The organism is Hymenobacter caeli, from assembly GCF_013294115.1.
Classification (GTDB): domain Bacteria; phylum Bacteroidota; class Bacteroidia; order Cytophagales; family Hymenobacteraceae; genus Hymenobacter; species Hymenobacter caeli.
The window spans coordinates 174,819-197,330 of record NZ_JABSNP010000008.1 but is presented as its reverse complement, the minus strand read 5'-3'; the positions used below and the strand labels follow the sequence as shown (position 1 = coordinate 197,330).

At 65.8% G+C, this 22,512-nt stretch carries 18 protein-coding genes; 8 read left to right on the top strand and 10 right to left on the bottom strand.

What is annotated here, in order from left to right; all coding sequences use genetic code 11:
• Nucleotides 1–32: 32 nt before the first annotated feature.
• On the top strand, nucleotides 33–1,427 hold the full coding sequence (locus HNP98_RS10650; protein ID WP_173809889.1) for a hypothetical protein: 1,395 nt from the start codon (nucleotides 33–35) through the stop codon (nucleotides 1,425–1,427).
• Between the two features lie 96 nt (nucleotides 1,428–1,523).
• Complete coding sequence (locus HNP98_RS10645; protein WP_173810053.1) at nucleotides 1,524–3,068, top strand: OmpP1/FadL family transporter; 1,545 nt, start codon at nucleotides 1,524–1,526, stop codon at nucleotides 3,066–3,068.
• 72 nt (nucleotides 3,069–3,140) lie between these two features.
• Here the strand turns inward: HNP98_RS10645 and HNP98_RS10640 are convergent, their stop codons facing one another.
• Nucleotides 3,141–4,154 (bottom strand): hypothetical protein, encoded by a 1,014-nt coding sequence (locus tag HNP98_RS10640; protein WP_173810052.1) that lies wholly within the window; start codon nucleotides 4,152–4,154, stop codon nucleotides 3,141–3,143.
• Between the two features lie 97 nt (nucleotides 4,155–4,251).
• On the opposite strand from HNP98_RS10640, the gene HNP98_RS10635 reads away from it, so the two are divergent.
• The gene (locus HNP98_RS10635) at nucleotides 4,252–4,968 is read left to right on the top strand and encodes a c-type heme family protein (RefSeq protein WP_173810051.1); all 717 of its coding nucleotides are present in this window, start codon (nucleotides 4,252–4,254) and stop codon (nucleotides 4,966–4,968) included.
• Between the two features lie 74 nt (nucleotides 4,969–5,042).
• Here HNP98_RS10635 and HNP98_RS10630 read toward each other — a convergent pair whose 3' ends face one another.
• Nucleotides 5,043–6,530 (bottom strand): glucosamine inositolphosphorylceramide transferase family protein, encoded by a 1,488-nt coding sequence (locus tag HNP98_RS10630; protein WP_173810050.1) that lies wholly within the window; start codon nucleotides 6,528–6,530, stop codon nucleotides 5,043–5,045.
• A 367-nt stretch (nucleotides 6,531–6,897) separates the two neighbouring features.
• Here HNP98_RS10630 and HNP98_RS10625 point away from each other — a divergent pair, with 367 nt between their 5' ends.
• Entirely contained in the window at nucleotides 6,898–7,932 is a 1,035-nt protein-coding gene (locus HNP98_RS10625) for a glycosyltransferase family 4 protein (protein ID WP_217425724.1), read from the top strand.
• A 192-nt stretch (nucleotides 7,933–8,124) separates the two neighbouring features.
• Nucleotides 8,125–9,387: a protoporphyrinogen/coproporphyrinogen oxidase gene (locus HNP98_RS10620; protein ID WP_173810048.1), complete on the top strand. Its 1,263-nt coding sequence runs from the start codon at nucleotides 8,125–8,127 to the stop codon at nucleotides 9,385–9,387.
• 69 nt (nucleotides 9,388–9,456) lie between these two features.
• On the opposite strand, the gene HNP98_RS10615 is transcribed toward HNP98_RS10620, so the two are convergent.
• From HNP98_RS10615 to HNP98_RS10600, 4 genes are all read right to left on the bottom strand, one after another.
• Nucleotides 9,457–11,292: an alpha-amylase family glycosyl hydrolase gene (locus HNP98_RS10615; RefSeq protein WP_173810047.1), complete on the bottom strand. Its 1,836-nt coding sequence runs from the start codon at nucleotides 11,290–11,292 to the stop codon at nucleotides 9,457–9,459.
• Nucleotides 11,293–11,451: 159 nt separating this feature from the next.
• Nucleotides 11,452–11,691: a hypothetical protein gene (locus HNP98_RS10610; RefSeq protein WP_173810046.1), complete on the bottom strand. Its 240-nt coding sequence runs from the start codon at nucleotides 11,689–11,691 to the stop codon at nucleotides 11,452–11,454.
• Between the two features lie 93 nt (nucleotides 11,692–11,784).
• Nucleotides 11,785–13,365 (bottom strand): DUF1501 domain-containing protein, encoded by a 1,581-nt coding sequence (locus HNP98_RS10605; RefSeq protein WP_173810045.1) that lies wholly within the window; start codon nucleotides 13,363–13,365, stop codon nucleotides 11,785–11,787.
• 137 nt (nucleotides 13,366–13,502) lie between these two features.
• Nucleotides 13,503–15,206: a DUF1800 domain-containing protein gene (locus tag HNP98_RS10600; RefSeq protein ID WP_173810044.1), complete on the bottom strand. Its 1,704-nt coding sequence runs from the start codon at nucleotides 15,204–15,206 to the stop codon at nucleotides 13,503–13,505.
• A 169-nt stretch (nucleotides 15,207–15,375) separates the two neighbouring features.
• On the opposite strand from HNP98_RS10600, the gene HNP98_RS10595 reads away from it, so the two are divergent.
• The 3 genes from HNP98_RS10595 to HNP98_RS10585 all read left to right on the top strand — a co-directional run bounded on the left by HNP98_RS10595 (nucleotide 15,376) and on the right by HNP98_RS10585 (nucleotide 17,824).
• Nucleotides 15,376–16,080 carry a hypothetical protein gene (locus tag HNP98_RS10595; RefSeq protein ID WP_173810043.1) on the top strand — a complete coding sequence of 235 codons (705 nt, stop codon included), beginning with the start codon at nucleotides 15,376–15,378 and terminating at the stop codon, nucleotides 16,078–16,080.
• A 53-nt stretch (nucleotides 16,081–16,133) separates the two neighbouring features.
• Nucleotides 16,134–17,309: a glutathionylspermidine synthase family protein gene (locus tag HNP98_RS10590; RefSeq protein ID WP_173810042.1), complete on the top strand. Its 1,176-nt coding sequence runs from the start codon at nucleotides 16,134–16,136 to the stop codon at nucleotides 17,307–17,309.
• A gap of 113 nt (nucleotides 17,310–17,422) precedes the next feature.
• Complete coding sequence (locus HNP98_RS10585) at nucleotides 17,423–17,824, top strand: GxxExxY protein (protein WP_173810041.1); 402 nt, start codon at nucleotides 17,423–17,425, stop codon at nucleotides 17,822–17,824.
• Nucleotides 17,825–17,947: 123 nt separating this feature from the next.
• Here the strand turns inward: HNP98_RS10585 and HNP98_RS10580 are convergent, their stop codons facing one another.
• From HNP98_RS10580 to HNP98_RS10565, 4 genes are all read right to left on the bottom strand, one after another.
• Complete coding sequence (locus tag HNP98_RS10580) at nucleotides 17,948–18,610, bottom strand: phosphatidylserine decarboxylase family protein (RefSeq protein WP_173810040.1); 663 nt, start codon at nucleotides 18,608–18,610, stop codon at nucleotides 17,948–17,950.
• A gap of 246 nt (nucleotides 18,611–18,856) precedes the next feature.
• Nucleotides 18,857–20,143 carry a Glu/Leu/Phe/Val family dehydrogenase gene (locus tag HNP98_RS10575; RefSeq protein ID WP_173810039.1) on the bottom strand — a complete coding sequence of 429 codons (1,287 nt, stop codon included), beginning with the start codon at nucleotides 20,141–20,143 and terminating at the stop codon, nucleotides 18,857–18,859.
• A 128-nt stretch (nucleotides 20,144–20,271) separates the two neighbouring features.
• Entirely contained in the window at nucleotides 20,272–21,246 is a 975-nt protein-coding gene (locus HNP98_RS10570) for a phosphatidate cytidylyltransferase (RefSeq protein ID WP_173810038.1), read from the bottom strand.
• 36 nt (nucleotides 21,247–21,282) lie between these two features.
• Nucleotides 21,283–22,272: a CPBP family intramembrane glutamic endopeptidase gene (locus HNP98_RS10565; RefSeq protein WP_173810037.1), complete on the bottom strand. Its 990-nt coding sequence runs from the start codon at nucleotides 22,270–22,272 to the stop codon at nucleotides 21,283–21,285.
• Nucleotides 22,273–22,512 lie beyond the last annotated feature (240 nt).

The following is a 22,512-nucleotide window of genomic DNA, read 5'->3' as shown; positions in this document are numbered from 1 at the left end:
TATAGTCTATACAGCCTTTTTCCTTTCTTCCAATGAAAACCCTGCTCACCGCCTATCTGCCTGCTTTGGCGCTTCTTGCGCTAGGCGGCTGCGCCGGAACCTCGGCCCTAACCACGTCGGAAAACGACGGGGTGTACTACTCCTCGGCCGACCGCACCACGGCCGTTGCTTCCGCGCCCCGCTACGCGGCCCCGGCGCAAGCGCCCGCGGCCACCCAGGCCGCGGCCCCCGCGCCCAGCACCGACGAGGCCGCCAACCCCGACTACACCGGCAGTACGGCCACCACTGGCACCACCGGCTCGGACCAGTACTACAACGGCAGCCCGGGCTACGACCCCAACGCGTCGCTTTTTAACCAGCCCTACACCGGGCCGGGCATGGGGGCCTACACCCCCAGCAGCCCCTATACCTCGCTCGGCTACGGCGGCGCTGACCCCTACTACGGCGGCGGCTATGGCGGCTACGGCAGTGGCTTCGGCGGCTACGGCTACTCGCCCTACGGGGCCTTTGCCAGCCCATTTTACAGTCCTTTCTACAGCCCCTTCGGGTTCGGCTACGGCTCGGGCATTAGCATCGGGTTTGGCTTCGGACGTCCCTTCGGTTATGGGTACGGCGGCTACGGCTACGACCCATTCTTTAGCCCCTTCGGCTACGGTGGCTTGGGCTACGGCTACGGCGGCGGCTACTATGGAGGGTACGGCGGTTACGGCGGCGGCTATTACGGCCGCAACGTGATTTACACCGGTAGCGGGGTCCGCTACGACAACGGCGCGGGCGGCAACACGGTGCTTGTGGGCCCGCGCGGCAGCCGCGCGGGGGCCGCCGCTTATGGCCGCAACGGCGTGGCCGGGGGCACTGTGGTTGCGCCCGCTATGGGCACCACGGCACCCGGCCAGCCGACCACCACCGGCGGCCGTGGCCGCAATGGCGTGGTTGGCTCGCCGATGAGCCCCGGGATGACCAACGGCCAAATGATGCCGGGCAGCGTGCAGCCCGAGTACGGTGGCGGCCGGGTGCGCCCACAAAATACCAACGCTCCCATGGCTACCGGCGGCAACCAGCCGCAGCCGCAACTTCAACAACAAGGCATGGCTCAGGGCCAAGCCCAGCAGCCGCGCCGGGGCTTTTTCCGCGAAATGTTTGCCTCGCCGAGCACCGGTCAGCCCATGCGGCAGCCGCAGCAAATCAACAACGGCGGCGGTATGAGCACCGGCAACTACAACCCGGGCTACAGCCAGCAGGCCCGCCCGCGGATGTCCTCTGAGCAACCACAGCGTTCGTTCTCGCAGCCTCAGCCGCAGCGCTCGTTCTCGCAACCGTCTTACAACAGTGGCGGTGGCATGCGTAGCAGCGGCGGTGGCGGCGGTAGCTTCGGCGGCGGCGGCGGCGGGGGCCGCAGCGGCGGGGGCGGCCGGGGCCACCGGTAGCCGGCCCGCCACCCCGGTACTTTTGGCATAGCTTTAGCTTTACCTCGCGAGCCGGCCCCACGGCCGGCTCGCTTTTTTATTCTACTTCTACCTCCCATGAAAAAACGGATCATTTGGCTTAGCCTGGCCCTGGCAATGGGGCAGGCCAGCCACGCCTTTGCCCAAAATGCGGTCGATGCGCTGCGCTACTCGCAACTGCAGTTTGGGGGCCCTGCCCGCACCCAGGGCATCGCGGGGGCCAATGTGGCCCTGGGAGCCGACTTTGGCAACCTCACCAGCAACCCGGCCGGCCTGGGGTTCTACCAGAAGTCGGAGTTTCACGGCACCCTGGGGCTGGGGTTTGGGCAAACCGACGGCGTGCTGACCAACGGCTTGCTCAACAGCAGCGCCAAGCTTAACGAGCAGAGCAACAGCGTGAACATCCCCAGCATCGGGCTGGTGCTGGCCAACCGCCTCCCCGACAGCGACCGCGGCAGCAGCTGGCGCGGCGGCTCGTTTGCCCTGGGCTTCACCCGATTGGCCGACTTCAACCAAACCAGCAACTACCAGGGCAGCGTGCCCGACGGGCAGTCGTTTTTTCAGCGCTTGCGCGAGCCGCAGCGGTCGTTGCCCGACATCAGCGGCCAGTTTTACCACGGCAACTCGGACGGCAGCTACAACAACCTCGACGGGCTGGCCTACGGGGGGTACCTGACCCAAATCGTGAAAAACCCGCAGAAAACTGATTCTACTTTGCAGACGACTCCGCGCACCGGCGCCATTGGGCAGGGCGAACGGGTGGTTTCAACGGGCTCGATGTCGCAGCTAGATTTTGGTTACGGCGGCAGCTTCCGCGACCGACTCTACATCGGCGTGGGGTTGGGCATCGTCCTATCGGACTACCGCGAGTCGCGCGACTTTGTGGAAACGCCCAACAACCCGAACCAGGACTTTGCCAGCCTGCAACTGCACGACGAGTTGCACACCACGGGCACGGGCGTGAACGGCCGGCTGGGGCTGATTTTCCGGGCCACAAACGCCCTGCGGTTTGGGGCGTCTGTCCAGACGCCCACGTACATGCACCTGACGGATACGTATGGCACCTCGCTCACCACTAGCTTCACGCAGCCTTCGGGCACGTTCTTCAACACCATTGCCCCGGGTGTGTACGACTACACCCTGACCACGCCTTTCCGGGCCAACACCGGGGTATCGTTGGTGCTGGGCAAGTACGGCTTCATCAGCGGTGACGTGGAGTACGTGGGCTACGGCCAGGCCCGCCTCAACAGCGACCCGAACAGCCAGAATGGCGACAACTACTCGTTTTCGGCGGAAAACCAGAGCATTCAGGCGCTGTACCACAACACATTGAACTACCGCGTGGGGGCCGAGGGGCGCTACAGCGTGTTCCGGGCCCGCCTGGGCTACGCCTACTACGGCGACCCTTACGCGGTGCCCAGCGGCGGCCGCAGCAGTGCCAACAGCTACTACACCGCCGGCCTGGGCCTGCGCCAGGGCAACTTCTTCCTCGACGTGGCCGAGGTGTACAACGCGTACAAAACCGCTTACTCGCCCTACTACCTCAACGGCGGCCAGCAGCCGGTGGTGGCCCTCAACAGCAGCCGCTACACCACCAGCCTAACGGCAGGCGTAACGTTCTAAGCCAACCAGCTTTGTACGCACAAGGGGCCCCCGGCACATTGCCGGGGGCCCCTTGTGCGTTAACAACCGGCTCTACTTCTCCACCACTACCTGGCAGGTGACAATGACCGTGGGGGTGCGTACAAGGTCGGCGATGAATATGGCCCCGCTGCGCGGGATGCCGCCGCTGTCGGTGATGCGGAAGGCGATGGTGGTGCCCTTCACCAACGGGGCCGTGACGGCCGCATCGAACGCGCCGTTCGGCGGGTAGGCGGTTCCATTGGTGAAAGCGCCTTGCACCAGAAAGCTTGTGGTGAGGCCGGGAAAGTCGGCCAGCCCCAGCGTGGTGGAGCGCAGCGCCGTGGTTTGCGCCGAGAAACTGAAGTTTTTCACACTGGTTGACCGCGTGGTGGCCAGGCGGACGTCGGTGCCAGTGGCGATGCACACTAGGTCGATGAGCGGCTGGTTGGCTGCCGTTTCGGCGTGGTTGGCGGCCGGTTGGGCGGCCACGGCCAGGTGCGGCAGCACCAGGCCTTCGCGTAGCCCCACGTAGGCAAAGGCCCGGTTCTGGGCCGCGGTAAGGGCCGTGCCGTTGTTGGGCACGGGGCTCAGGTAGAGCCGGTAGGTTTGGAGCACGGCCGTTGAGTCGGGGCGGCGCAGCGCGAGCCGGTAGGCGCGAGTGGCAGTGTTGTTGTTGACGTCGGTGGCGGTGTATTCCCACAAATCGACCCCCGACGTGGTGCGGCCCGCCAGCAGGTTGGTGAACGCCAGGTCGGTGGGGCCCGGGGCCAGCACCGAATCGAGGTACACCAGCGGCGCGTCGGTGGGCGGCGGGCTGAAGATGCCCGACGTGGGGTACACCACCGGGGTGCGGGTGGCCTGCGACGAAAGCACAATGCGCAGCCGCTGGAGCTTGACGGTAGTATCGGTGTTTATGGCGTAGATTTTAGTGGCCAGCGTGTCGGCCGGGGTCGTCGACAACGCGCGGGTGCTGCTGGTGAAGCGGCTGGCCCCCACAAAATCGAGGCGCAGCCCCGGGGAAATGGTGGATTTGGTGCAGGCCAGGGCGAGCAGCAGCACGGGCAAAACGCGAAGGAAACGGCGCATGGGGCAAAGGTACGGGCCACGGGCAGGGCCCCCGCGGGGGCCCCGGCCCAAACAAGCCTGCCAACGGCGGGTTGCTGGGGTATATTGCCCCTTAGTTATGGCTACTCTCCTTTCCATTGGCTGCTTTGGGGGCCGCGGCCTGCGCCGGGCCCTGCTGCCGGGCCTGCTGGCGCTGGCCGCCTGCCGCCCCGACCAGATAGAGCACCTCAAAGACAGCAAGCGCATCGGCATCGAAGCCGAAAACTGGGAGGTGAAGCGCATCATGCCCGTTGACCTGCTGCACGCCACCCGCTGGGCCGGCGACTCGCTCACGGCCACCGCCGATACGCTGCTGCGCCGCACCCTGGCCCGCGAGCTGGCCCGCGGCGGCGTGGCCGGGGCCCTGGCCTTCTGCCGCCCCGAAACCTACCCCTTCGTGGATTCGCTGGCCCGGGTGTTGCACGCCACCGCCCGCCGCGTGAGCACCCGCCCGCGCAACCCCGCCCACCGCGCCATTCTGCTGGCCTCCGAAATGCGGACCGACACCACCCGCACCCTGCACCGCGAATCGCCGGAGGTGTTTTTCTACCAGCGCCCCATCGTGCTCAACAACGCCCTGTGCCTGCGCTGCCACGGCACCGTGGGCTCCGACATCGCCCCCGCTGATTACGCCCTCATCCGGCAGCAGTACCCCCAGGATCAAGCTACCGGCTACCGCCTGGGCCAGCAGATGGGGGCCTGGCAGCTCAGCCTGCAACGCACCGGTGTGGCCGAGTTCTGGACGATGAAGACCCGCAAGAAATGGAAGGCGCACCCGCTGCCCAAGCTGTTCTAAAGCGTTGCTCGTCAGGCGTAAGCTGCTAGCGGAACAACCAATATAGAAGCGCCCCGCTGCAGGGCTTCGGCCCATTAGCTGGCTGGTAGCGATTTTGCTACGGGCTTGCGCCGGTTTTTCACGCGCCCGACGACGCCCGCCACGCGTATCCAGACGGCGAGCAGGGAGGCCATCGGAATGAAGCGGTACCGCTTGAAATCGACGAGGGTGCGGGTCGCGTCGAGGGCCATGACGGTGTGCATGCCGGCGGGGTAGCCGGGGTGAGGCGAAGTCACGTGGGCCACTTCCCGCTCGGTGTATTCCGTGGGCGTCAGCGCCAGCACTTCGTGGAAGGTGAGGGCCGCGCCGTAGTCGCGGGCGCAGTCCTGGGCCGGGCGGTAGAGCTTGCCGTCGGCCTCGAAGAACGGCCCCGCCGGCCGGGCGCTGCGCACGTTGGTTTTGACCGGGTTTTGGGGGTGCTCGTGCCAGGGCCCCGCCAGCGCGTCGGCGTAGGAAATGAACAGGTTCAGCATCGGGTCGCGGTCGGCCCGGGCATAAAACAGCCAGTAGCGGCCCTGGTACTCCAATAGGGTAGCGTCCACGGCGGGGGCTTCCAGCAGTACTTGGCCAGCGGTGGGGTCCGTCACCGGGGCCCGCAGGTCGTACAGTTGCACGCGGTTCGTTTTCCAGGCCTCCGGCATACAGTAGGGCCCGAACAGGAACGGGTACGACAAGTGGTACGGGAAGCCGAGCACGGCGACCGGGGCCCGGCCGGGCTGCCACGGGTAGGGGAGCCGCGAAATGTTGCCCCGCCGCGTCCGGTAGTCGTACAACTCGAAATACACCATCGGGCCGCCGTCCTCCTGCCGCACAAACGAATCGGCGTAGAACACGTTGCGGTTGGGCAGCGGTGGGGCGTCCACCACGGCCCCGCGCAGGCCGTTGGGGCGCAGAAAATCCTGCACGGGCCGGTCCACCACCCCCATGTTCCACTGGTCGGCCCGCAAAAAAGTGCGGTACCAGTCGCGGAGCTGGTCCCCGGCGAGGCGCGCGGCAAAGCCCAACAAGGCCGGGCCCGACGGGCCCCGGGCGGGGGCGGGCGCGGGGGCCCCGCTGCCGCTGCCCGCCGGTAGCGCCAGGCCGGCCAGCAGCTGCCGGCACACGTCGGCGGGCCAGTGGGCGCACTCTGCGTACACACCGGCGGCGGCCTGGGCGGGGCGGTGCGGCGACGTGCGGAACACCCCCTGCCGCAGCACCGGCCCCGGGCCCGCCGCGCCGAGCCGGTGCAGCGCGGCGGCCACGGTGGGCTCGCGGTGAAACGCTTCCCAAAGGCCCACGGGCCAGCCGGGGCCCCGGCCGGCCGGCCCGTGCCCAAACGCCCACACCCCGAAGCGGGGCACGGCCAGCACCGGGCCGCTCAGGGGCGCGTCCACAAAGCTCAGGAGGAAGTCGAGCCGGGCGTCGGCCACCGCGGCCAGGTCAGCGGCCGTCAGGTCGGGGCCGGCCCCGGGCCGCCGCGGCGCGGCGCAGGCGAGCCGCGGCGCGGGCGGTAGGTCGTGGGTGCCCGCTGGCCGGGTGGCCAACGGGTTATGGAAATATTTTTGGTACCCCGCCCAGGCCACTCCAGTAGCGTGGGCCGGCAAAACCGGGACCGCGCAGCTGATACTCAGGGCCAGTGAAGTATTTGGTAAAGAAAGTATAGCGCGAATGGCTTTGCATTCCCAAGACAATAAGTGTTCGCGTTCGTATACAATCCCGAATCGAATCGGAGGCATTTTTTCCCTCATCGAGCAAATATAGAAGTCAGTTTTTCCACTGAGGGACTTATGTATATTTGACTAATTATTATTCTTTCTAGTTTATATGGGGCTTGTTAATAAGGATTTAAAAGTGAATAAACAGGTTTTATCTCCGCTTCCAACGGGTACTTCACCGCTAAAAATCCTGCTGTTGTCCCACCGTTTCTCCCCCGAAATTGGGGGCATCGAAGTGAATTCTGAGATTTACGCCCGGGCTTTCGTAGCGGCGGGCCACAGCGTGCGGGTGGCAACGTGGTCGGTGGCCGCGCAGGAAGACGCCTTTCCGTTCGCGGTGGTCCGGAACCCGAACGGGGCGGCGCTTTTCAAGGCGCACACCTGGGCCGACGTGGTGTTCGAGAACAACCCGTGCATCCGCCTGGGGTGGCCCGGGCTGTTGCATAGCCGCCCTGCCGTAGTGGTGCTCAATACCGAGCTATACCTCAAAGGCAAGGGCTGGCTGAACTTGGGCTGGGTGAAGCGGGCGTGGTTGCGGCGGGCCCGCACCGTAGTGTCGGTGAGCGAGGCTGTGCGCAAGCAGTTCTGGCCCGCAGCGTCGGTGATTGGCAACCCCTACCGGGCCCACGCCTTCCGGGTATTGCCCGGCATTGCCCGCACCGGTAACTTCATGTTTATGGGGCGGTTGGTTTCCCAGAAAGGTGCCAGCTTGGCGGTGGCGGCCTTCCACCGGGTGCTGGCCCGGCTGGCCGCCGCCGACCCCGCGGCCCCCGGGCCGTTGCTGACCATCGTCGGCGATGGCCCCGAGCGCGGAAACCTGGAGCAGCAGGTGGACGCGCTCGGCCTGCGGGCGCACGTGCATTTCAAGGGGTTTATCGAGGGGCCAGCGCTGGCCGAAGAGCTGAATCGCCACCGGTTCCTGCTGGTGCCGTCGCTGTACGGCGAAGCGTTTGGCAACGTCGTGCTCGAAGGCATGGCCTGCGGGTGCGTGCCCATCGTGTCGGACAGCGACGGCCTGCCCGATGCCGCGGGCAAGGCCGGATTTGTGTTTCGCCGCGGCGACGTTGATGCGCTGGCCGATGCTATCTCGCACGTCCTCAGCTCCCCAGCCATCGAACAGCAGCTGCGGGCGGCGGCACCCGCCCACCTGGCCGCCCACCTGCCCGATGTAGTGGCGCGGCGCTACCTAAAGTTGCTGGAGGCGGCGCACAGCGGCGGACGGAAGAGCTGAGCCGGAGCGGGCGGGCAGAGCGCCCCGGCTGGTAATGCTTGGCTGGTGGGCTGGAAAGAAGTTGGCGCGGCTGCGTGTGGCGGCCCCGGTAAATTTGCTGGTTCAAGCGCCCTTCAACCGCGGGAACCGCGGGCGAAGGTTTCGGCCCGGTGGGGCCCAACCTTCGCCCGCGGTTTGCAGTTTACCCGGGTAATGACTGCTGACTCTTCCAATCCCATTGTTATCGTCGGGGCCGGCGTGGCCGGGCTGGCCTGCGCTGGCTGGCTGCACCGCGCCGGCCGCCCCGTGCGGGTGCTCGAAGCCGCCGACGCCGTGGGCGGCCGCGTGCGCACCGACGTTACCCCCGACGGCTTCCGCCTCGACCGCGGCTTTCAGGTGCTGCTCACCGACTACCCCGAGGCCCGGCGGGTGTTCGACTACAAGGCCCTGGAGTTGAAGGCTTTTCGCTCGGGGGCCGTTATTCGCCTGCCCAACGGGACGGAAACGACGTTGCAAAACCCCTTGCAGCGGCCGTTGGCGGCGTTTTCGGCGCTGGTTTCGCCCGTGGGCACGCTGCCCGACAAGCTGCGCATCCTGCGCCTGGTGCGCCACGTGCAGCAGCACACGCCCGAAGAATTGCTGGCCCGCCCGGCCACCGACACGCTGACTTTTTTGCGGCGCTACGGCTGGAGCGAGGCCATGATCGACAACTTTTTCCGGCCCTTTTTCGGCGGCGTGTTCCTCGACCGCAGCCTGGGCACGGCCAGTAGCTTCTTCGAGTTCGTGTTTCAGCAGTTTGTGCGGGGGCAGGCCGCCGTGCCGGCCCTGGGCATGCAGCAGCTGCCCGAACAGCTGGCCGCCCGCCTGCCCCCGGGCGCGGTGCAGTTGAATGCGCCCGTGGCGGCCCTGGAGGGCCCCCGCGTGCGGCTGGCTTCGGGCGAAACCCTGGCCGCGGCCGCCGTGGTGCTGGCCGTCGATGGCCCCGCCCTGGCCCGCCTGCTGCCGGCCGCGGGGAGTGCTGCGGTCGGCAGCCGCCTCACCACCAACACCTATTTCGTGGCCGAGGGCCCTTCGCCCGGGCGCGGCGACGGCCTGCTGCGCCTCAACGCCGCGCCCGGCGGCCTGGCCCACAACGTGAGCTTTCCCGCCGACGCGGCCCCCGCCTACGCCCCCGCCGGCCGGGCCCTGGTGTCGGTGAGCACCCACGGCGACACCGGGCTGTCGGAAGCGGCGCTGGCCGTGCGCCTGCACGAAGAACTGATTGCCTGGTTCGGGCCCGGTGCCCGGCAGTGGCGGCACCTGCGCTCGTACCGCATCGCCCACGCCTTGCCAGCTTACCCGGCGGGCCGCCCGGTGCAGCAGCCCCTGCGCCTGGCCGAGGGCCTCTACCGCTGCGGCGACTGGGCCGCCTACCCGTCGCTGAACGCGGCGCTGGCCACCGGCCGCGAAGTAGCGGAGGCCATCATTGGCGCGTAGGAGCTGGCAAGTGGTGGCCGGCCGTCAGCCACAAATTCTGGTTCTGGCCACTGGCTGCCAGGACGAAGCCTACTTCCGGCGCAGCTCGTACACGTGGGCCGATAGCGGTTCCAGCACCTGGTTGAGGCCCAGCAGCGGCTCGCCGCCGTTGAGCAAGTCCTGGTACGTGTACACGGCGGTGGCATTGGTAGGAATGCCCATGGCCGCGTAGGCTTCGGGCGAAATGATGAGGTCGGGCCGGTAGGCTTTGTCGGGGCTGAAATTGACGACGACCAGCACCTGCTGGTGGTCGGTGTAGCGCAGGTAGGCGTAGAGGTGGCGCTGGTTGTACTGCTTGCCGAGGTTGTTGGCGTCCTGCAATTCATAGAAGCGGCCCCGGCGGATGGCCTCGCTGCTGCCGGCCAGCGTGAGCAGGCGGCGGTAGAAGTCGCGCAGCTTTTGCTGGTCGGGGCTGAGCTTGGTCCCGTCGAACTTGCCCTGGTTCAGCCACTTCTGGTGCTCGGGCACGCCCCAGTAGTCGAAAATGGTGGTGCGGCCGTCCTCCCCGCTGAAACCTTCGCTGCCGTGGGCCGGCTCGCCCACTTCCTGCCCGAAGTAGAGCATCACGGGCCCCGAGGCCAGGGTGGCCGTCACGGTCATGGCCGGCACGGCCCGGAAGGGGTCGGTGGCAAAATCCTTGCTGGCGATGCGCTGCTCGTCGTGGTTTTCGAGGAAGCGCAGCATGTGCGACGAAAAGCCCCGGCTCTCCTGCTGCCACACCTTGGTGATGTCCTCGGTGGTGCCCTCGTCGCGCATCAGCCGGCGCAGCCCGTCGTACAGGCCCACCTTGTCGTAAAGGAAGTCGAAGTGGCCTTTGTCAAGGTAGGTTTTGTATTCCTTGGCGCTGTAGGCTTCGCCGATAAACACGATGTCGGGCCGCACCTTTTTCACCTCCGGGATGACGTAGGCCCAAAACTCAACGGGCACCATCTCGGCCATGTCGCAGCGGAAGCCGTCCACGTTTTTGCCGGCCCAGAATACGAGGATGTCGCGCATCTTTTTCCAGGTGTCGGGCACCGGGCTAAAGTGCAGGGCGCGGCCGTGCGCGTAGTCCACGCCGTAGTTCAGCTTCACCGTCTCAAACCAGTCGTTGACGGTCGGGGCCTCCGAAAATACGTCGTTGCCGGTGGCTTTGGCGGGCAGCTCGGCGTACTTGCCGTCTTCGCGGGGGCCCTTCAGGGGGCCCAGCGGGTTGTAGCCGGCGGGCACCACAAAGCTCTTGCCCGGCAGGTAGTAATAGTTGTTGTTGGGCGTGAAGGCCTTGGTTTTGTCGTCGGCGGCCCCCAGGTCCACCACGCCCACGGGCTTGGCGTCCGACTTGTAGGCGCGGGCCACGTGGTTGGGAATGAAGTCCATGAGCACCTTGAGGCCATGGGCGTGGGTGCGGCCGATGAGGGCTTCGTACTCGGCCATGCGGTTCTTCACCACCACGGCCAGGTCGGGGGCCACGTCGTAGTAGTCCTTGATGGCGTAGGGCGAGCCGGCGCGGCCCTTCACCACGTCGGCGTCGTCGGCCGGAATGCCCTGGGTGGTGTAATCCGTCATGGTGGCGTGCTCAATCACGCCGGTGTACCACACGTGGCTCACGCCCAAGGCTTTGATTTCGTCCAGGGCCTTGTCGGTGATGTCGTTGAACTTGCCGCAGCCGTTTTCGGCGATGGTGCCGTAGGGCTTGTTGAGGGCCACTTTGTTGCCAAACAGCCGCGTCATCAGCTGGTAAATGACCAGCTTCTGGTCCTGGGGCACTTCGTCGGTGGTGTTGGGGTCGGCGAGGGCCGGGCGGGGGGCGGAGACGGGCACGGGTTTAACGGGCAAAGCAGGCGCAGCCAAGGTGAGCAAGCCGGCGGCCAGCAGCAGGTGTTTCATAGCCGGCAAGATAAGCAATTGCCCCGCGTGCCGATTGATAGTATCCCATCAGGCAAAAATAATATTAGTTTTTCCCGAAATAAATACGCCGCCAGCGGCACAAAAAAGGTGGGGGCCCCGCCGGGGCCCCCACCTTTTTTGTGCCGCAAACGCGCCGCGCTAGTCTTCGCTGCGCTTAATGAGCACCACGGCCACGGCGGCAATGGCGGCAATGCTCAGCACCAGCTGGGCCGTGGTGAGCTTTTGCGCGGCTTTGCGCAGCAGGACGCCCCCGTTTTTCAGCAGGTCGTCCATGTGCTCGGTTTCGCCCTGGAACACCTTGTAGGCACTCTCGAAGGTGCGAACGAGGTCTTCGGGCATGATTTTTTCGAGTTGAACTTCGAGGTCGTTGGCAGCCATGAGCTTAAAGAAAAAGCAGTAGAAGATGTGTGGGCGGGCCCGCAAGCCCGGGTTTCTTCTACGGGCCCGCCGAAACGGGGTTGTGGGCCGCCGCTACTCGATGACCAGGATGCGCGAGCCGGACCGGCCGTCTTCGCGCACTTGGCAGTAGTAGGCCCCGGCGGCGAGGCCGGCCAGGTCGAGGGGCAGCCGCTGGGCCCCGGCGGCCAGGGGGCGGTCGAAGGGCCGCTGCACTTCGCGGCCCAGCCCGTCCAGCACCAGCACCTGCACGTGGCCGCCCTGGCTCTGGTAGGCCACGGTGGCCTGGCCGCCGCGCGGCACCGGGTTGGGGTACACGCTGAATTCGGCCACCTGGGCGGCGCTGCCGGCGGCCAGGGCCGTGGCGGGCCGCAGCACCGGCACATACGGGAAGGTTTGCCCGAAGAGCGCCTGCAACGTGCTGGGCGTCACCTGGAACCAGTCCTGCAAGATGCTGGTGTAGATGCTGCGGAAGTCGAACTGCAGGGCGATGTTGTCGTTCACGCCGGCCGCGGCGGGCAGCTGGGGGTTGGCCCCGTGCACGATGGGGTTCACGCGGCTGCCGAACACGAACAGCGGGGCCGCCGCGCCGTGGTCGGTGCCCAGGCCCGAGTTGGACCGGATGCGCCGCCCGAACTCCGAGAACGTCATGCCCACCACCCGGTCTTGCAGGCCCAGGCGCACGAGGTCGTCCTGGAAGGCGCCAACGGCCTCCGCGATGCGGCCCAGCAGCGTGGCGTGGGTGCCCACGGCGTTGTTGCCGCCCGTGGCCGGCACTTGCAGCGTGTGGGTGTCGAAGCCGCCCATGTTGCACACGTAGATGCGGGTGCTGAGGCCCCCGGCCACCAGCTGGGCCACGATTTTGAGCTGGTCGGCCAGGCCGTTCTGGCCAGCGGCGGGGTAGAGGGGCGAGAGGTTTTTGGCCCGGCCCGCCGCCGCCTGGATGGTGGTGGTGTACACCTGCGTTTGGGCCACCACCTGGCGGATGAACGTCAGCTCGTGGCCGGCCGGGGTGGCGGGGGCCGCGTCCACGCCGCCGCTCAGCAGCTGGTAGAACGACGACGTGCTTGCGATGGCCATGCCCATGTTCACGGCGGGGCCCTGCACGCAGTTGCTTACCACCGAGCCGATGCTCACGGCCAGCGGGTCGGGGTTCTGGGCGCTGGGGTAGCCGGTGGGGTAGCCGGGAAACTCCCCGTCGAGGTAGCGCCCGGCCCAGCCCGTGTTCAGCACTACGTCCGACGACGAGCCCGACGTCCAGATGTCGGTGGCCCGGAAGTGCGAAAAGTTGGGGTTGGGGTAGCCCACGCTCTGCACCACGCCCAGCTGCCCGTTTTTGTACAGGTTCTGGAGCGCGGCCATCGCCGGGTGGATGCCGGTGGCCGCCGTGAGGGGCAGCACCGCCGCCTCGGCCAGCGCAATGTTGGCGCGGGCCGCCATCAGGGCCGGGTACTGGTCGCGCGGGATAATCATGTTCAGCCCGTCGTTGCCGCCTTGCAGCTGAATGATGACCAGCACCTTGTCCGTGGCCGTGGCGGCGTTGGTGAGGGCCGCCAGCTCGGGCGAGTAGCCGTAGGCCCCCACCGGCAGCCCGCTCAGCAAGGCCACGCCCGCCGAGGCCGCCGCCGTGGTTTGTAGAAAGTCGCGACGCTTCATGTTGAATTGCTAAATGGTTGGCGGTTGAATTGTTGACTGTTATAGGTTGGTTGTTCTGGGTCAAACAGGCCCAATAGTAATTGATAAACCAGCGGTGCTTCCCTGGCTAACAATTTAACCAACAACAATTTAACAATTCAACTCAAATGGTATTCGGCCAGGCCCATCAGCGCGCGCAGCATGGCTTGCAGCTTGGTGGCCACGGCGGCTTTTTTGGCGGCGGTGGGCGTGGCGGCGTAGGTCGTCCACTCGTTGGTCCACTCAAAGTCGGGCAGGCCGGGGATGAGGGCGTTTTTGAGGAAGGTCAGCTGGGCAGTGGTCAGGTCGAGGGGCACCATCAGGCGCACAAATTCGGCGATGACCAGGTTGGGGTCGGCCGCCGTGGTGGGGGGCAGGGCCAGCACCAGGGCCACGGGGTCGATGGCGGCCGTGGCCCCGCCGCGGGCGATGCCCTTGCCGATGTAGAGGTCGGTGACCTGGTTGCGGCGGGGCAGCGTCACGGCGTTAATCCACAGCTCGTGGAACTGCGGCACCTGGTAGTAGGCCGCCCAGCCGGCCACGTTGGGCGGGTCGCCCAGGGTTTGCTGCTGCACCAGGGCCAGGCCGTAGAGGTACTCCCAGTGGGCGTACTGGGCCACCACGCTGCTGGCCGGCGGGAAGGCCACCTCCATCTGGCGCACCAGGCCCACCGTAAAGTCGAGCGGGCTTTTGATGCGGCAGCCCACGGTGGCGGCGTCGAAAAAATGCTCCGAGCCGAAGAGCTTGCGCAGCACCGGGGCCACCTCGAAGTTGCTTTGAATGAGCAGCGTAGCCAGCGGCTGGATGATGTCGCTCTCCGTCTGCGCGTCAATCAGGTAGTACACAAACCAGCGGTACAGGGCCCGCACCAGGAACCGCGCCGTCTCGGCCTGCGCGAAGATGAGGTTGAGCAAGTCCTGGTACTCGGCGGCCCCGTTCGGGGCGATGACGGCGTTGCCGAAGGCGCCCGAAAACTGCTTGGGCTTGGCGTCGTGCCGGCTGGCGGTGAAGTAGCCGTTGAGGTTGGCGCTGCTGTCGCGCCAGCCGGTGAGCACCCGGGCGGCGGCCTGCACGTCGGCTTCGGTGTAGTTGGTGTAGTTGCCCGTGCCAATCAGGGGCCCCTTGCCGACGGTGAACAGCTCCAGCAGCTCGCGGCCGTAATTCTCGTTGGGGGCCCCCGCCACGCTCTGGTTGCCGTTGAGGTAGCGCAGCATGGCCGGGTTGATGGTCACGTCCTTGGCCAGCTGCCGGATGTTGCCCAGCGCGTGCTGGCGCAGCAGCTGCACGTAGGTGTAGCCCATGCGGGCGTCGTTGATGTTGCCAAACTCCACCACGAAGTGGTTGTGCCAAAACAGCGTCATCTGTTCGCGCAGCGAGGTGCCCTGGGTGAGCTGCTGGCCCAGCCACCACTCGCGCAGCGACTGCGAGCGGGCCCCCTGCAAGGTCTGGTCGAAGGCCTGCGTCACCCAGGTCTGGCCGATGGGCACGGTGGTGTCGGCGGCCGACACGTTCAGGGGCGGGGCCGGGGCGGCGGGCACGGCCAGCAGCTGGTCGAGGGTGGCCGACAGGCTGGAGGCCGCCGCCGCGCCAATTTCGCCCCGCGTGGGCCCGAACAGGGTGCGCCGCAGCAGGTGGGCCGCCGGGGCCGCGCCCCAGGCCCCGGCGTAGGGGGCCAGGGTGCCGGCGGTGGCCCCGGCCCGTTGCAGCGGCAGCTGCTGGTTGGCGTAGCGGCTGACGGTTTCGGGCGGGTCGGCCACCGGGGCGGGGCCGGTAGCAACGGCCGTGGGCGCGACGGGGCGTTGGAGGAAAGATCGGCGGTTCATAAGCGCAAAGGAAAAATGAGCGCGGTTTTTTATAAAGATTGGGCCCGCAGGTGAAAGTTTAATGATGAGTAATTTAAGTCAAAAAAAGCCCTTTAATTAGGGCCCCCAACCGCCGGCCGGGGGCCCGGCCGCTACCCCCGGCCCCGCGCCTTTCGCCTTTCCACCCGCCATGAAAAAGCATTTCCATCCCCTCGGCGACTGGCGCCGCAATGTACTGCTGGTGGCCGCCGCCGGCAGCCTCGGCCTCGGAGGCCTGTCGATGTGCGCCACCGAGCGCGGCGGCCCCGGGCAAAGCGAAGCCGACGCCGGCTGGAGCGGCCAAACCTACAGCCAGGGCGTCGTCACGGACATGACCGAAATGCAGCCCGGCGAGTGGAAAATTACCGGCGAGCGCCCCGCCGGCCCGGAAGAAGTGGCCGCCGTGCTCCACCACTTCGGCGGCCAAGTGGACACCCTCCAGGGCCAGGATTTGCAACGCCAAATGCAGGACTACAGCCAGGTGAACCCCGACCGCAACGTGCAGGGCTTCGGCCTGATGGACGTGCTGATGTGGAGCGGCATCGGCTTCATGGCCGGCCGCTACCAGGCCCCCTACCCCGCGTGCTACGCCAGCCCCGGCTTGTTCGAGCAAAACCAGGCCTGGCGCACCACCATTGCCCGCGAGCGCCGCGATGAGAACCGCGGCTTTTTTGGCCACGGCTTCAGCGGCGGCCGCACCTCCGCCACGGCCGGCATCCGGGCGTGCCGCGCGGTCCGGCGCACCTCGTCGCGCCACAGCTTCCGCAGCAGCGCCCCCGTCGGCCGCCACAGCGCCCCAACGGGCCGCCACAGCAGCTTCGGCGGCCGCGGCAGCGCGCACGGCTTCGGCGGGTAGGCGGGCATTGGAGTAGTAGGCTGTTGTTCATCAATGATTTGTATTAAATACCCATGGTGAAGCTGCTTCCCCTTGGCGGCGACGTTTCGCCGGCCGTGCACGCCCTGGGCTGGGACTGGGCCCTGGAAGATGCCTGCCAGCACTACGTGGCCCGCGAAGCCGTGCTGCTCGCCGAGGCCGACGCGGAAACGCTGCTCCAGACCGCCGACACGCTCTACGAGCTGCTGGTGCAGGCCATTCCCGACCCTTTGCCCGACGCGTTTTTGCAGCGGCTTGCCGTGCCGGCCAACTTGTGGGACGCCGTGCGCCACTCCTGGCACGACGAGCGCCAGTGGCACCTCTACGGCCGCTTCGACCTGGCCCTGACGCCCGAGGGCCCCAAGCTCCTGGAGTTCAACGCCGACACCGCCACCGGCCTGCCCGAAGCCGCCGTGGTGCAGTGGGCCAGCCTGGTGGCCGCCGGCCACGCCGCCGAGGGCCGCCAGGCCAACGGCCTCTTCGAGGGCCTCGACGACCAGTTCCGCCACTGGCGGGCCCTGAACCGCGACCGCCGGGCCACCCTGCTGCTCGTGCACCTGCCCGACAGCGCCGAGGACGAAGCCAACTGCGCGGTGCTGGCCGCCGCGGCCCGCGCCGCCGGCTTCGCCGACGCCTACGTGTGCCCGGTTGACGACATGCGGGTGACGGTGGATGGCCCCGACCGCGGCGTGTGGGCCGAGACCGTGCCCGCGCAGTGGCAGCGGTTCGACTTTCTGTTCAAGCTCGTGCCCTGGGAAATCCTGTCCGCCGAAGAGCCCGCCCTCACCGCCGACCTCACCCAACTCCTGCGCACCCGCGACGTGCTCGTCGCCAACCCGGCCTACGCCCTGCTTTTCCAGAGCAAAGCCCTGCTGGCCCACCTCTGGGACGTGTTTCCGCACCACCCGCTGCTGCTCGAAGCCAGCCTGAGCCCCCTACCCGGCCACCACGTCCGCAAGCCCGTTTTTGGCCGCGAGGGCCAGAACGTGGCCGAAATAGGGCCCGACGGCCTGCCCGCCGCCGAAGTCCCCGGCGACTTTGAAGACCAGCCCGTGCTGTACCAGCGCTGGGCGGAGCTGCCCGCCGACGCCCAGGGCCGCCGCTACCAGGCCGGCGTGTTCTGGGCCGGCGAGGCCTGCGCCATCGGCTTCCGCCGCGAGGCCGGGTTGATTACCAATTTATCGGAATTCGTGCCCCACGTCCTTGTCTGAACCGCAGATTACGTGGATTTAACGGATAAGAACGGATTCCTTGGGGTGCTTATATTAGACTCACTTGGGTCAGCCTTTACCTTGGGGGTTTTATTGGTTTGTTCTCGTGTTCGATGGAAAAGGTTACTGTTGATTTGGAGTCCTTTAAGGAGCTGACAGGCAAGGTGATTGGCTGCGCTATGCGGGTACACCGCGTGTTGGGCACGGGTTTTCAGGAGGTTATATACCAGCGGGCGCTGGCCGTGGAGTTGGCGCAGTGCGGCATTAATGCCCAGCGGGAGCTGGAAATGCCCATTTACTACCGGCTACAAGAAATCGGTTCGCGCCGCGTTGATTTTTTAATTGAGGAAACGGTCTTACTGGAGCTGAAAGCATTGCACGAACTCACGCCCACCCACCACGCCCAAATCATCAACTACCTGGAAGCCTACCGCCTGCCCATCGGCCTGCTCATCAACTTCGGTGCCCCTTCGCTGCAATACAAGCGCTTTGTTAAAACGCACCCCATTTACTAATACCCAAATAAACGAACATTGAGGTAAACGAAGCTTAAGGCGAAGCCCCAGAAAAGCAAAAAACGGATAAAAACGACCCCCCGAGGAATCCGTTCTTATCCGTTAAATCCACGTAATCTGCGGTCACACCTTCAGCTGGCAAATGACCGTTTCACCGCCCTTTACTTTCTGGCCCAGTTCCACTTTCACGTCGGCGTCGATGGGCACGAACAAGTCGACCCGCGAGCCGAACTTGATGAAGCCGAATTCCTCGCCCTGGTTTACTTCGTCGCCCTCGTTCACGTACCACACGATGCGGCGGGCCATGGCCCCGGCAATTTGCCGGAACAGCACCAGGGGCCCGGCGTCGCTTTCGACCACCACGGTAGTGCGCTCGTTTTGGGTGCTGCTTTTGGGGTGCCAGGCCACCAGGTAGTTGCCGGGGTGGTACTTGAAGTACTTCACCATGCCCGAAATCGGGTTGCGCGTCACGTGCACGTTGATGGGCGACATGAACACGCTGATTTGCTTGCGCATGTCGTCGAAATACTCGGGCTCGTACACGTCCTCAATCACCACCACTTTGCCGTCGGCGGGGGCCAGCAGCAGGTCTTCGTGGGTGAACAGGTGCCGGAACGGGCTGCGAAAAAACTGGAGCAGCGCCAGAAACGCCACCGCCGAAGCCCCGGCGAAAATGCGGTTGAAAAGCACCGCCCCGCGGTTGAACTGGTACAGGGCCAGGTTTAGGGCCAACAGCACCAGAACGGTGACGAACAAGATGCGGCGGCCTTCTTTGTGTACTTTCATAAATCACTGATTTTGACTGATTAACCGTAATTTCGCTGCTTTCAACGAAGTTAACCAGTACAAAAAATACGGCGGCTGGGAGCAGCAGCTGGGACAAATTACGGTTAGAAACAGAAAGGGCACGGACCAAACGGCCCGTGCCTCTCCCTACAACGAAGAACAACCGATTAAAGCGCGCGAAATATCAACCAATAAAACGGGCCGATAACTCAGTGAAACCACGGTTAATCAGTTAAAATCAGTGGTCTAGAAGCCGCCGCGGAACTTGTAAGTCTGCGCCACCTTATCGATGGCCACCACGTAGGCCGCGATGCGCAGGGAAATGTTGTATTTCAGGCTGGTTTGGTACACTTTCTCGAAGGCATCGCTCATGATGCGGTCGGCGCGCTCGGTCACCATTTCCGCCGTCCACTTGAAGCCCTGCTTGTTCTGCACCCACTCGAAGTAGCTCACCGTCACGCCGCCCGAGTTGGCCAGGATGTCGGGCACCACCGAAATGCCTTTTGCGTAAATAATAGGGTCGGCCGAGGCGGCCGTGGGGCCGTTGGCGCCTTCCACAATCAGCTTGGCCTTGATGTATGGGGCATTGTGCTCGGTGATAACGTCTTCCACGGCCGCGGGCACCAGCACGTCGACTTCTGAAGTGAGCAGCTCGTCGGGGTCCATGGGCACGGCGCCGGTGAAGCCTTCGAGGCGGCCCCCGTGGGCGTTTTTGTAAGCAATGGCCTCGTCAATATTAATGCCATCAGCGTTCCAGTAAGCACCCGAGATGTCCGATACTGCCTTTATCTTCAGGCCTTTGTCAAACATCAGCTTGGCCGTCCAGGAGCCCACGTTGCCGAAGCCCTGGATAGCCACCGACGTCTCTTCGATTTTCATGTCCAGCTTGACCATGGCGGCCAGGCACGACACCATCACGCCGCGGCCGGTGGCCTCGGTGCGGCCCAGTGAGCCGCCCATCACCAGGGGCTTGCCCGTCACAACGGCCGAGGACGTCATGCCCACGGTCTTTGAGAACTCGTCCATCAGCCACGCCATTTCGCGGGGCCCCGTGCCCATGTCGGGGGCCGGAATGTCGCGGTCGGGGCCGAACACGTCCTTCAGGGCCAGGGTGTAAGCGCGGGTCATGCGCTCGATTTCGCCGGCGCTCATCGTGGTCGGGTCGCAGATGATGCCGCCTTTCGCGCCGCCGTAGGGGATGTCCACCACGGCGCACTTCCAGGTCATCCAGGCCGCCAGGGCCTTCACCTCGTCGAGGTACACGTTCTTGTCGTAGCGGATGCCGCCCTTGCTGGGCCCCAGGATGGTGTTGTGAATCACACGGTAGCCCTCGAACACGCGCACCTTGCCGTTGTCCATCGTGACGGGGATGTGCACGATGACCTGCTTGTCCGGGGTTTTGAGGACGTTGTAGGTTTCTTCGTCGAGGCCGAGGATTTCGGCGGCGACGTTGAAGCGGGACATCATCGATTCCAGCGGGTTTTCGCGGTCGATAAGCGGAGCGGGTTCTTTATAAACGGTGTGGGTGGCCATAGTTGGGGTTAAAAATTAGAGGTAGGGGTTGGGTGGGACGGGAGTGCGTTTTGAAGCGGCAAAGGTACTGAGTTTGCCCCACATACGAACGGGTGTTAGTTTCGTATTGCCCCGCCGTTACCGCCCCGTTACCCCGCCAGCAGCTGGAGCAGCGCCAGCACCGGCAGCACCAGCAAAAAGGCGTCGAAGCGGTCGAGCAGCCCGCCGTGGCCGGGCAGGAACGTACCCGAATCCTTCACCCCCGCGCTGCGCTTGAGCATCGACTCGGCCAAATCGCCGAGGGGCCCGAACACGGCCACCACGCCCGCCGCCACCAGCCGGTGCGTGAGCGGAATGTCGGGCACGAACTGCCCAAACGCCCAGCCCGTCACCAGGGCCAGCAGGGCCCCCCCGGCCCAGCCTTCCCACGTTTTGCCCGGCGAAATGCTGGGGGCCAGCTTGTGCCTGCCAAAGTTTTTGCCGGCGAAATAGGCCCCCGTGTCAGCCGCCCACACCAGCACGATGAGGCAGAACACGTGGCGAGCGTCGTAGCCCTTACGATTGAAAGCCAGTACATTAAGCAGGCCCATGGGCAAGCTAATGTAAAAAAGACCCCCCAGCGTAGCGGCCAGGTTAAGGAACGGCTGCCCGTGGTGCGGCCACCGGATGATTTCGCGGACCAGCACAACGACCATCAGCAGGGCCCCGGCCACTATCAGGAAATAACTCGTCTCCCGCACCAGCACCATCCAAAACGGAACCCTTCCAGGTAGGATCTGCGGCAAGGCCGATAACGACGGATAAGTAGTCCAGCCGGTTTGCCAGCCAAAAAGTTGGGCGTAATGAAAAAACCCGGTAAAGAGATGTAGATAGCTGAAAATTAGTACCCCAATTATAACCCCAACCCACGAGGCCGGCCGGTACCCGTTTGCCCGCATAATCCGGTAAAACTCCTTGAGCATCACGGCCTGCACCGCCGCGAAGAACAGCCCGAACGAGATGGGGCCCCCGTAGGTGCAGCCGATGAGCAGCGTGGCCGCGATGGTGCCCCAGACGACGCGCTGGCGCAAATTGCTGCGGACGCGCTTGGCGGGGGCGTTGGCCGGAGGAAGGTCGGGGTTCAAAAGCAGGGGCGGAAAAGGAGCGAAGGGGCCGCCAAATTACGGTACGGGCTGGCTGGGGGCCGCCGCCACGCCGCGGCTGGTGAGGGTGAGCGCCTGGCGGGGCGCGGCCAGGGGCAGGCGCTGGTGCAGCACCCACAGCAGCCCGGCCGTGAGGGCCGCCGAGAGCAGCGCCAGCGGCCAGGGCAGCGCGGCGGTGCTGTCGGGGTCGAAGGCCGTGCTCCAGCCAAAGGCCCCGTGCTGCGCAAAGTAGAGCAGCACCACCTGGAAGGCATTGTTAGTAAAGTGGGCGGCCATCGGCACCACGATGTTGCCGCTCCACTCGTAGAGGTAGCCCAGGCCCAGGCCCAGCACAAAGCGCGGCACGAAGCCGAAGAACTGGAAGTGGATGGCGCTGAAAATGGCCGCCGCCGCCCACACGCCCGCGTGCCGCGAGCCGAACCAGCGCACCAGGTTCTGCTGCACCACGCCCCGAAACACCAGCTCCTCGGCCACCGCCGGCACCACCCCGATAACGAGCACGGCCACCAGCAGCCGGCCCCCGGTGGTGAGCTGCGTGAGGAACTTGGTGAGGCCGGCGGCCTGGTCTTCGCTGGCCCGGGCCCACGTTTCGAAGCCGTGCAGGAAGGCCGGGAAATGCACGCCCGCGTTCCAGGCCACCAGCACCGACATGCAGGGGATGACCAGCAGCACCAGGGCCCCCGCGCCCAGCGGCCAGGCGGCGCTGCCCAGGGGCCGCGGGGCGAAGTAGCTGGCCCACGGCACGCCCACCACGCGCGGCAGCAGGGCCGCGCCGGCCCCCGCGCCGGCCAGCGACAGGCCCTGCAACAGCATCAGCACGGCCCAGCCGTGGGGGCGGCCGCCGGGGGCCGCGCCGAGCTGCCCGAAGGCGGCCACCGACGTGCCGTACAACAGCTTGGCCACCAACAGGGCCACAAAACTGCCCAGGCACAGCCCGGCGAAGGCCAGCGCCAGCACCACCAGTATCTGCAACAGCGGGTGCATGGTGCGCGAGAGGAAACCTTTCATGGGCGGGGGCAAGTTGGGGAAGTCGTAAATTTGACCACAGATTTAACGGATTTCTAACGGATTTAACGGATTTTTTGGGGCTCTGCTCCTTTGCGGCGCACGCCGGCCGTTCTGCTTCTGTTCGGTAAATGACGTTAAGTCCGTAATAATCCGCGTTTATTCCCAGTTATTGCCGGGCCCGCACACCTGCCGGGCCCGCACGCCGGGGCGGAACCCCAAAAAATCCGTTAAATCCGCTAA